Origin of the sequence: Achromobacter sp. LC458 (genome assembly GCF_001005835.2) — a bacterium.
Taxonomy (GTDB): Bacteria; Pseudomonadota; Gammaproteobacteria; order Burkholderiales; family Burkholderiaceae_B; genus Achromobacter; species Achromobacter spanius_B.
Map to the genome: position 1 here is coordinate 96,043 of NZ_LBHW02000009.1, position 9,424 is coordinate 105,466.

Genomic DNA, 9,424 nt, shown 5'->3' on the forward strand with positions numbered 1-9,424 from the left:
CGCGACGCGGCATGGATAGCATCACGGCATTCCTCTTTCGCAGGGTATGCGTCCTCCATGTTTTCGCTAAGCCGCCTGGTCGCCATCGGATCGCTGTTGCTTGCCGGCGGCGGTTGCCAGACGCTGCCGCCCGCCGCGCCCGCCACGATCGCCAAAGGCGATTACGCGGCGGTCGTGAGCTACCTGACCCAGCGCATTCCCTACGACATGGCCCTGACCAAGGTGCCCGGCGTGTCGATCGCCATCGTTGAGGACCAGCGCATAGTCTGGAGCACGGGCTTTGGGGTGGCGGATGCGTTGCGGCACCGCCGCGCCACCGGGGACACGCTGTATCGCGTGGGCGCCATCAGCAAAATCGTCACGGCGGCCGGTGTGCTGCATGCCGCCGACGATGGCCGGTTGTCGCTGGACGCGCCGGCTGCGGGCGCCTTGCCCGATTGGCACGTCGAGCCGCGCCGCAACGCCATGCAGTGGATGGGCGCCGCGCCTTACACGGCACGAAACTTGCTGAACCTGCACCCCGGCACGCTGGAGGACACGATGGGCCGCGCCCGTGCCGACATGGCTTACGCCTTGTTGGGCGACATGGTGGCGCACGTGGCCGAAGAACCGTTCGACGCCTATGTGCGCCGCACAATTCTTCAGCCCTTGAACATGCCGCGCGCCGGGTTTCGACCGCACGAGCGCATGCTGGAGCAACGCGCGGTGGGCTACCGGCGCGGCCGGCCTTGGCCGGAAGCGCCACAGCCCAACGAGGCGGCGGACGGGTTATGGGTCAGCGCATCCGAGATGGCGCGCTTTAGCAGCATGTTGTTCGCGGGCGGCGCTTACGGAAGCCGGGCTGCGGGAAATCCCGGAGGCAGGGCCGAGGTCAATGTCGACGTCAGCGCCGATGCCCGGCGCGTGCTGACGGCGCAATCCGCACAAACCCTGTTGGGGCTGCAAACGGTGGCGGGCGACGGGCTGGACCTGGATTGCCGATTCGCCTTGTCGTGGCTGGCCGCGCCCTGTGACGACAACGTGGTCACCGCCACGTCCCTGCGCGAACACAGCGGGGCGACGGAAGCGTTTCATTCGCGCTGGGTGCTGGCGCCGCAGGACAAGCTGGCGGTGGTGGTCATGGGCAATTCGGATTCCAGCGAGGCGCTGGTGGCGGCGGTGGCCACCCTGGCGATGCGCATGATGCGCCAGGCCCGGCAGGGCGCCGGTCCGGGATGAAAAACGTACGTGTGGGCACGCGGCGCGTCTGATAAATTGTGTAGACGTTTTAAGTGCCCTCGTACCTTTCTTTACAAAGGTTAATGAGATCCGAGAACTTTTCCGCTCTCGTCTCGATACATTGCCGCCTGCGGCCAATCGGCCGCTTTGACAAGCATGGAGGACGCCGATGTCGGAAATCGTGGTGTATGTCAGAAGCCAGCAAAAGCTGGGCGACCAGATCGTTGCCATGCCAACGCTATATCAGCTGAAAGAATGGTGGCCGTCTCGACGAATCAGCGTGGTTGCGCGTGACGATGTGGGCGCGTTCTACCAGGCGCTGCCGTGGGTGGATGAATTCGTGCGCACCTCGACACTTGGCGGCTATCTGCGCTGCCTGAAAAAAGAGACGCAGGTGTCCGTCAGCCTGCATCACAGCAGCGAACGTTTCGGCCTGGTCAATCTGCTGCGCTTGCCGCCCATCCGCCTGGGCTTTCGCCACGGACGGCTGACCGACATCGTGTGGACGCATTGGCACCGCAAGAACATCGCCGAATATATCGGCCAGGCCAACTTGAACATGCTGGCTTCCTATCGTCCCTTTGACGTTGAACGCGTGCCGCGCGCCTGTTTCGAAGCGCTGGCGGGCTCGCATTTGCGCACCGCGCAAAGTGCCGATGTGGTGATGATTCCCGGCGGCGGCTCGGGCGCGTTCAAGCGATGGAGCCTGGCCAACTATGTGCAGTTGGCAGACGGCCTGAAGCGCGTGATGGGCGAGGGCGCCCGCTTCCTCTTCGTGCTGGGCCAGCAAGAGGCCGCTGAGCGAGACGCCTTGCAGGCGATGCAGCGGGCGGACTTTGCGGTTGCGTATTGCCGCACGATTCCAGAGCTAAGCGCCATCATGCTGCGCGCGCGCCTGGTGGTCGCCAACGACTGCGGGCCCTCGCATATCGCGCAAGGCGCCTGTGTGCCTTACGTGGGCATTTTCAACGAAACGAATCCTGAATGGTTCTGGCAGCGGCCCGGCTCGGCCGCTGTGGTGCCGCGCCGCCCTCAGGACGGCATCAACGCCATCACGCCCGACGAGGTCCTGGCTGCCTGCCGCAACGTACTGGAGCATCATGCGCATCCTGCACTCGCTGGCTGAACCAAGTCTTGGCGGGCTGGAATTTCGCACGTTGGAACAGGCAAGTTGGCTGCAAAGGCATGGCTACGACGTAGCTATCGCAGCGCCCTCGGGCAGCGCCGTCAGTGGCGCCGCGCGCGAGCGCAACCTGACAACCGTGGACATCGACTTCAAGCCGGCGTACGCGCCGTCGACCGTGCTGGCATTGCGCCGCGCGGTGAAGGCATTGAATATCCAGGTGATCGACAGCCACAGTCGCGTCGACGGTAAAGCCGCCGCGCTGTGCCGCGACCTGTGCGCGGTGGTTCGAACCCGGCATTTCGCCAAACCCATGCGCACGTCGCCACGCCGGCGGCTGGAATGGCGCTTCGGCTGCGATCACGTCATCGCCACCAGCAACGTCGGCAAGCAGGAACTGCTGGCGGCGCGGCTGTTCCGCGACGACCGCATCAGTGTCGTGGGTGAATGGGCGGGCGACGAGTTCTTCCGCCAGGCCGAAGACGCGGACGCGTCATTGCGCATCCGCCAAGGCCTGGAAATCCCGGCCCCGGACGAGGCATACGTCATTGCCACCGTGGGCATGTTGCGTCCCGAAAAAGGCCAGGCCGATCTGCTGCGTGTGGTGCATCGACTGCGCGCGCTGGGCGTGCCTGCCGTGGCGCTCGTCGTGGGCATGCCGACCGCCGCCACCCGCGCCTATGCGTACGAGCTTTACCGTTTGGCGATAGAGCTGGGCATCTCGGACCACGCGGTGTTCGCCGGACACCGCACCGATGTGCCCGACATGATCCGGGCGGCGGACGTGGTGCTGGTGCCCTCGGCAACGGAAGCCTGGTCGCGCGTGGTGCCCGAGGCTTACGCCATGGGCCGGCCCGTTGTCGCCAGCGACGTCGGCGGCCTGCCCGAAATCGTCGTGCCCGGCCAGACCGGCTGGCTGGCCGCGCCGGGTGACATCGCGGGCTATGTCGACCGCATCTTGCAAATCCGACACAACGCCGGCGATGCGCAGGCGGTCGTGACCCGCGCCCGGACGTACGCCGAGACGAATTTCCGACTGAGCGAAAAGATGTTCCACACGCTGGACGCGTACCGCCGCGCCATGGAGCCGGGCTTGCGCGCGGGTGCTTACCGTTCGCCGTCAGCCGTGTGCGCCGTCCGGGCCTATATCGAACCGTTTGAGGTACAGGCGCACGAATATCTGTTGACCGGCACAGGCGCGCGCGGTCGCACGGGCATCCTGCTGGTTCATGGCCTGGCGGGCACACCGGAAGACATGCGTGCGCTGGCGCTGGGGTTGCACCGTCGCGGCTACACCGTGCTGGCCGTCAAGCTGGCCGGTCATTGCGGCACGCTGGATGAACTGGTGCGCACAAGCTGGCTGGATTGGCTTGCAAGCGTGCGGCGCGGTGCCGACCTGCTGGCAAGCCGCGTCGATCACTTGGTGGTGGGCGGACAGTCGGTCGGCGCCATGCTGGCACTGGCCCTGGCGCAGGAACGCCCGCTGCACGTGGCCGGCGTACTGGCGCTATCCCCCGTGTTCCGTCACGACGGCCCAGGCTTGCCGCGCTACGCCAGGCTGGGCTTGCTGTTGCCGCTTTTGCATACGCTTCTGCATACGCTGCGCATCGGTCGCCACCGCGTGATTGCGAACCGCGACGCGTCGCTGCCCGGCATCCCCTGGCGGTCGCTGGCCCAGGCGCGAAAACTGTCGGTGTCGGTATGGCGACGGATGCATATATTGCGCGCCCCGTGCCTCGTCTTGCACGCGCGCAACGATGACATCGCCTCGGTCTCGAACGCCTTCGACATTGTGAACCGCGCCTGCAACGCAAACGTGTCCCTGCATTTGGTGGACGACAGCCGCAACGCAATGACCCCGCTTGCCCTCAAACGCAACGACGTGATCACGCGGGTCGCCGCGTTCGTCAACGACATCGTGGAAACGCCGGCGGGTCAGGAGGTCGTCAATGTGGCGTGACGGGCGTTATGTTGCTGACCAACGCACGCATTGGCGGACCGCTTTTCCAGTGTTAGACGCGAGAGGTTCGAAGGATTCTGGTCGCGCATGATGAATTGCGCGACGAGACCCAGGGGGCGACCGTAGAAAGCGGCGCCCGCAAGCGTGCCCCTGTCGCTCCCGGTCAATCCGCGTGCGCGCGTTGTCAATTCCCCCCGAGCGGGCGCCCCTAAGATTCCCTGCATCTCCCCGTGCAGGCAATCTGACAGGCATCCGGCCCCCGCTCCCCATGATTACGCTCTACGACCATCCCCGATCCGGCAATTGCTACAAGGTGCGCCTCTTCCTGGCGTTGATCGCATTGCCCTATCGGCGTGAGTTCATGGATGTGCTGGCGCGCAAGAACCAGACCGAGGCGTTCGAACGCATCAGCGCGTGGAGACAAGTCCCGGCGATCGATGACGACGGTCTGGCCGTTTGGGACAGCCACGCCATCCTGATGTACCTGGCGCAGAAACACGCCCCGCAGTGGCTTGCGCCGCTTCCTCATAGCGCGCAGATGCACGCGTGGCTATCGGTGTCGGCCAACGAAATTGCCAACAGCTTGCAGCCGTTGCGGCTGACCAAGGTGGTCAGCCACGCCGAGGCCGCGCATCACCTGGGCGTCAGTGAAGCGCTGCTTGATGTGCAGGGGCTGGAGCAGCGGACGGATCGGCTGTTGCACCAGCTGGAAAGGCGCCTTGGCGTCAGCCCTTGGCTGGCGACCGTACGCAGCGTCGCGGACATCGCCTGTTATGGCTATCTGGCATTGGCAGAAGAGGCCGGCATCGATCTGGACGGCTATCCCGCCCTATCGGCTTGGCGCCGGCGCATCGAAGAACTGCCGGGTTACGTCGCGCCACAACACACCAACACAAAACACACTGGGGAAAAACATGGAAGCGATCTCTCGACCTGACGTGAACGTAGGGGCTGGAAAAAAGCCGAACCTGCTTCGAATCTCTGTGGCCACGGTAGTGGGCACAGCCGTTGAAGCGTTTGATTTTCTGGCGTACGGCACCGCCGCCGCACTGGTTTTCAATAAGCTCTTCTTCCCGCAGTTCGACCCCTTGACCGGCACGCTGGCGGCGTTTGCCGCCTTTGCCAGCGGCATGCTGGCGCGGCCCATCGGCGGGATCCTGTTCGGGCACTTCGGGGACCGCATCGGGCGCAAGTCCATGCTGACGCTTAGCCTGCTCATGATGGGCATCTGTACGGTGCTGATCGGGCTGTTGCCCACCTACGAGCAAATTGGCGTGTGGGCGCCGATCTTGCTGGTGGCGCTACGCATCGGGCAAGGCCTGTCGTTTGGTGGCGAACTGGGCGGCGCCATGCTGATGGCGGTGGAACATGCGCCACCGCGATGGAAGGGCTTGTTTGGCAGCCTTCCTTTAGTGGGGTCGCCGCTGGGCATCCTGCTGTCGGTGGGCGCCTTCGCCCTGGTCACGCGGCTGCCTGAAGAAGACTTTCTGGCGTGGGGCTGGCGGCTGCCGTTCCTGGCCAGCGCGGTGTTGATCGTGGTGGGGATATTGATACGCCGTGGCATCGACGAATCGCCCGATTTCGCCCGCGTCAAGGCCGAGCAGACGCAGGTCAAACTGCCCGTGGCCGAATTGCTGGGCAAGCATGGCAAGGCGTTGTTGCTGTGCGTGGGATGCAAGCTGGCCGAAGTGACGTTGATCTACACCTTCCTTGTTTTCTCGGTGTCGTATGCGGTATCCACGCTGGGCTTTAGCCGATCAGACGCGCTGCAAGCGCTGCTATACGGCGCGGCGGTGATGACGTTCACCATTCCCGTGTTCGGCATGTTGGGCGACCGCTTCGGCGCAAGACGCGTTTGCGGATGGGGTGGGCTGTTGCTGGCCGTGATGGCAGTGCCGATTTTCATGGCCGTGGGCAGCGGCTCGCTGTTTGCTTACAGCGTGGCCGCGTTCGTCGCCATGGCCCTGAACTACGCCATGATGATTGCGCCTCAGTCCAGCCTTTACGCGGCCCAGTTTCCGCCAGAGCTGCGTTACTCGGGCCTGTCGATCGGCGTGCAGTTTTCCGCCGCAATCGGGGGTGGCCTGGCGCCGATGGTGTCGGCAATGTTGGTGGCTCGGTTCGATAGCATCGTGCCCGTGGGCGCGTACCTGGCGGTGCTGGGCGTCGTTGCGGGCACGTCGGCGTTCTTGATGAAGCCCACCACCCGGGCACGCTCCGCGCCCTGATCTTCAGCCGGCCGATTACTGATCCCGCGCCAGCGCCGCCGCACGATATTTGTTCGGCGGGCTGCCGAAGCGTTGCTGAAAGCATCGGCTGAAGTGGCTGGCGTCCTGAAACCCACAGGCCAGCGCAATGTCCTTGACGGGGACATGCGCCCTGCACGGATCTTCCAGTGCGCTGCGGGCCAGTTGCAGCCGGCGCTCGCGCACGTACTGGCCATACTGGATGCCGCGCATCTGGAACAAGCGATGCACCCAGCGGCTGGAAGCGCGCAGCGCGCGCGCCACCGCCGCCACGGACAAGTCGTTGTCGGTGATGTGCGTATCCACGTAGCTGGTAAGCGCCTGCCAGCTTTCGATGGGGCCGCGCTCGGTGGTCGGCAATTGCTCCAGCGCCTGGCTGGTGTAGATGGCCGCCAGCAAAGAGATCAGCGCCTGTTCCGCAAACATGCTGGACGTGGGGCTGACGGCGTCGGGCTGCTCAAAAAAAACATGCCCGAGGCAGTGGTGTGCCGTGCGCACCATCGGCAGCGTCGATGCCGCGCGTTGCGCCGTGAACTGCGAGATATCCTGCAAGTGCATGCCCAGCAGGTTCAGCAAGGACCCCTTGATCACGACCAGCCTGGAGTCCGTCAGCATGCGCACTTCGGAAGGCAGGGCGGTGGTACGAAAAATGATGTCGCCCGTTTCCACGGGCAGGCTCGCGCCGTTCTGGCTGATGGTGCCGTGTCCTTCGATGATGAAGCTGGCCAGGAATTCCGCCCGCAGCGCATCGGCCGCGTGTTCGGCCCGGTGCTGCACCGTCATGGGCGTGGATTCCAGGTTCACGGCCAGGCCGCCCGCGCGCAGGCGGCATGCCTGCAAATGCAGACGCGGTTGCAGGGTCAGCGGCAGGAAGTCTCCCGGCAGCACCAGCTTGTTCAGCCGCGCCTGATAGCCGGACAGTTCGGCCTCGTAAAAGGGACGAAAACGGGGGGCGAAATTCAGGTCCGGCTCTTGCTGGGAAGCGGCAGGCGGAAGCGAAGGGACGGCTTGCATGTCGATGGATGAACCCGACTTTCTGGGCGGGCCAAGCGCCCGCGAAATCATTGTATCGACGCTGATCGCGCACGCACCTGCCGTTTACCCTAGGCCCTGGCACTCTCGGACAAGCCCTGTGCAGTTGGGGGCAAGGCCTGGAAAACCCCTGCCGGATGTAATGGCAAGGGTGTGCCACCCGGCAAGGCTTCAGGAGATGAGTGTGGATGACAAGGCAATGCAGTCCGACGCGTTTTTCAAGCGCTCGGCCGACAAGCTGGATTTTGGCAACTGGAACGTGCGGGAAAAAATCGCCCTAAGCTGCCGCATCCTGGCAAGGGAAGGGCACTCGGAGACGCTGGCAGGGCAGATCACCGTGAAGAACGATGACGGCTCCTACTACACGACGGCGCTGGCCCAGGCCTTCGACGAGATCGGCCCGGATACGGTGATTCGCATCAACGACGACATGGACGTGCTGCAAGGAGAGGGCACGCCCAATCCCGCCGTGCGGTTTCATTTCTGGGTCTATCGCAACCGGCCGGATGTGCGCTGCATCGTGCATACCCACCCGCCTTATGTGTCGACCCTGGCCATGACCGGGCGCCCGCTGGTGGTGTCGCACATGGACGCGACGCCGTTTCACAACGACTGTGCGCATCTGAAGGAATGGCCGGGCTTGCCGATCGCCGACCAGGAGGGCGAAATCATTTCCGCCGCCTTGGGCAAAAAGCGCTGCGTGCTGTTGGCCAACCACGGGTTCCTGGCGGCCACCGGTTCCGTGGAAGAATCCTTGTATCTGTCGGTGCTGATCGAGCGCGCCGCGCGTAATCAATTGCTGGCCGCTGCCGCCTACGGCGAGGTGAAGCCGGTGGACGATGCGCTGGCGGCCGAGTCGCACGACTTTCTGCTCAAGCCCAGCATCGTGCGAGCCAGCTTTGCCATGTTTGCGCGTCGTATCGAACGGCAGGGCATTGCGCAGGCATACGCAAAGCCCTAGGCGAAAGGCAACAAGACCGCAACAAGACCGCAGCGAAACGGCCCCAGACCAAAGGGCCGCCTCAAAACAAAAAAGGCCGGCCGCAAAGAGCGGGCCGGCCTTTCTGATCCACCACGACACTGCTTACGCGTCGGCGGCGCCTTCCTCAACCGCAGCCGCCGGCTGCACTTGGTTAATCAGCGCGGGCCAGGTGTTGATCGACAGCAGATGGCAGTACACCAGCGGCAGCCAGCCATTGGCGCGCCAGCGCAGGAACTCGTCGTCCGGCAGCTTGTTGAACTTGGCTTCGTCGATCACCTTGAAGCCGGACATGGCCAGGCGCTGGCCATCGGGCAGGGTGATGTCGGCGCGGTTCTCGATGAGCAGATCGGCGGCGGCCAGGGCCTGCGCGAACTCCATCGTGTAGGCGTGCTGGTTCTGGTAGTCGCGGCAGAATTCCAGCGCGCTGCGGGCCAGGTCGGTGGGCTCACCGGCTTCGTCGAAGAACGGATTGTCGCGGCCTTCGACCACCGAGGCGGCCTTCTCGTCGACGCACAGCGTGAACTGGCTGCGGTCTTCGTTCTCCATGAAGATGAAGGGATAGCGGCGCACGTAAGCCGGGATGTAGGTGCCGGCGCGCCATTGGCCGTCGGCGTCGACGAACAGGTTTTCCTGGCCGCGCACGCCCAGCACCGCGACGGGCGTGGGCTGATCGCCGTCAGTGAAGACAATGGGAAAGTGGCGGCAGGCGGTAGGCAGCTCGGTGGCCACCAACGGCACGGCGTTGGTGGTGGCGGCATAGGCAAAGCCCGTGTTGCCGGCCAGCGACAGGTTGGCGTGCACGCCGGCAGCCAGGGGACGGGGTTGTTCGTAGAACAGGGGAAGCGAAGTCTGCGTAGTCATGG

General features: G+C 64.6%; 8 protein-coding genes. 6 read left to right on the top strand and 2 right to left on the bottom strand.

Features of this window, described 5'->3' with window-relative positions:
* Positions 1 to 57: 57 nt before the first annotated feature.
* The 5 genes from YH64_RS10295 (at position 58) to YH64_RS10320 (ending at position 6,529) form a co-directional block, all read left to right on the top strand.
* Positions 58 to 1,218, top strand: a complete 1,161-nt coding sequence (locus YH64_RS10295; protein WP_046803830.1) for a serine hydrolase — start codon at positions 58 to 60, stop codon at positions 1,216 to 1,218.
* 169 nt (positions 1,219 to 1,387) lie between these two features.
* Positions 1,388 to 2,344 carry a glycosyltransferase family 9 protein gene (locus YH64_RS10300; RefSeq protein WP_046803831.1) on the top strand — a complete coding sequence of 319 codons (957 nt, stop codon included), beginning with the start codon at positions 1,388 to 1,390 and terminating at the stop codon, positions 2,342 to 2,344.
* Positions 2,319 to 4,301: an alpha/beta fold hydrolase gene (locus YH64_RS30355; RefSeq protein ID WP_082134400.1), complete on the top strand. Its 1,983-nt coding sequence runs from the start codon at positions 2,319 to 2,321 to the stop codon at positions 4,299 to 4,301. The genes YH64_RS10300 and YH64_RS30355 overlap by 26 nt, the downstream gene beginning before the upstream one ends.
* Positions 4,302 to 4,569: 268 nt before the next feature.
* Positions 4,570 to 5,238 (top strand): glutathione S-transferase family protein, encoded by a 669-nt coding sequence (locus YH64_RS10315; protein ID WP_046803832.1) that lies wholly within the window; start codon positions 4,570 to 4,572, stop codon positions 5,236 to 5,238.
* Entirely contained in the window at positions 5,216 to 6,529 is a 1,314-nt protein-coding gene (locus tag YH64_RS10320; RefSeq protein ID WP_046803833.1) for an MFS transporter, read from the top strand. The genes YH64_RS10315 and YH64_RS10320 overlap by 23 nt, the downstream gene beginning before the upstream one ends.
* A 15-nt stretch (positions 6,530 to 6,544) precedes the next feature.
* Here the strand turns inward: YH64_RS10320 and YH64_RS10325 are convergent, their stop codons facing one another.
* Complete coding sequence (locus YH64_RS10325) at positions 6,545 to 7,561, bottom strand: helix-turn-helix domain-containing protein (protein ID WP_046803890.1); 1,017 nt, start codon at positions 7,559 to 7,561, stop codon at positions 6,545 to 6,547.
* Positions 7,562 to 7,757: 196 nt separating this feature from the next.
* Between YH64_RS10325 and YH64_RS10330 the strand changes: the two genes are divergently transcribed.
* Positions 7,758 to 8,540, top strand: a complete 783-nt coding sequence (locus tag YH64_RS10330; RefSeq protein WP_046803834.1) for an aldolase — start codon at positions 7,758 to 7,760, stop codon at positions 8,538 to 8,540.
* Positions 8,541 to 8,663: 123 nt separating this feature from the next.
* On the opposite strand, the gene YH64_RS10335 is transcribed toward YH64_RS10330, so the two are convergent.
* Complete coding sequence (locus YH64_RS10335; RefSeq protein ID WP_046803835.1) at positions 8,664 to 9,422, bottom strand: SapC family protein; 759 nt, start codon at positions 9,420 to 9,422, stop codon at positions 8,664 to 8,666.
* Positions 9,423 to 9,424 lie beyond the last annotated feature (2 nt).

Excerpts from the sequence above, each read along its gene's own strand:
- YH64_RS10335 (WP_046803835.1), bottom strand. The coding sequence starts at position 9,422 with ATGACTACGCAGACTTCGCTTCCCCTGTTCTACGAACAACCCCGTCCC.
- YH64_RS10325 (WP_046803890.1), bottom strand. The coding sequence starts at position 7,561 with ATGCAAGCCGTCCCTTCGCTTCCGCCTGCCGCTTCCCAGCAAGAGCCG.
- YH64_RS10330 (WP_046803834.1), top strand. The coding sequence starts at position 7,758 with ATGAGTGTGGATGACAAGGCAATGCAGTCCGACGCGTTTTTCAAGCGC.
- YH64_RS30355 (WP_082134400.1), top strand. The coding sequence starts at position 2,319 with ATGCGCATCCTGCACTCGCTGGCTGAACCAAGTCTTGGCGGGCTGGAA.
- YH64_RS10300 (WP_046803831.1), top strand. The coding sequence starts at position 1,388 with ATGTCGGAAATCGTGGTGTATGTCAGAAGCCAGCAAAAGCTGGGCGAC.
- YH64_RS10320 (WP_046803833.1), top strand. The coding sequence starts at position 5,216 with ATGGAAGCGATCTCTCGACCTGACGTGAACGTAGGGGCTGGAAAAAAG.
- YH64_RS10295 (WP_046803830.1), top strand. The coding sequence starts at position 58 with ATGTTTTCGCTAAGCCGCCTGGTCGCCATCGGATCGCTGTTGCTTGCC.
- YH64_RS10315 (WP_046803832.1), top strand. The coding sequence starts at position 4,570 with ATGATTACGCTCTACGACCATCCCCGATCCGGCAATTGCTACAAGGTG.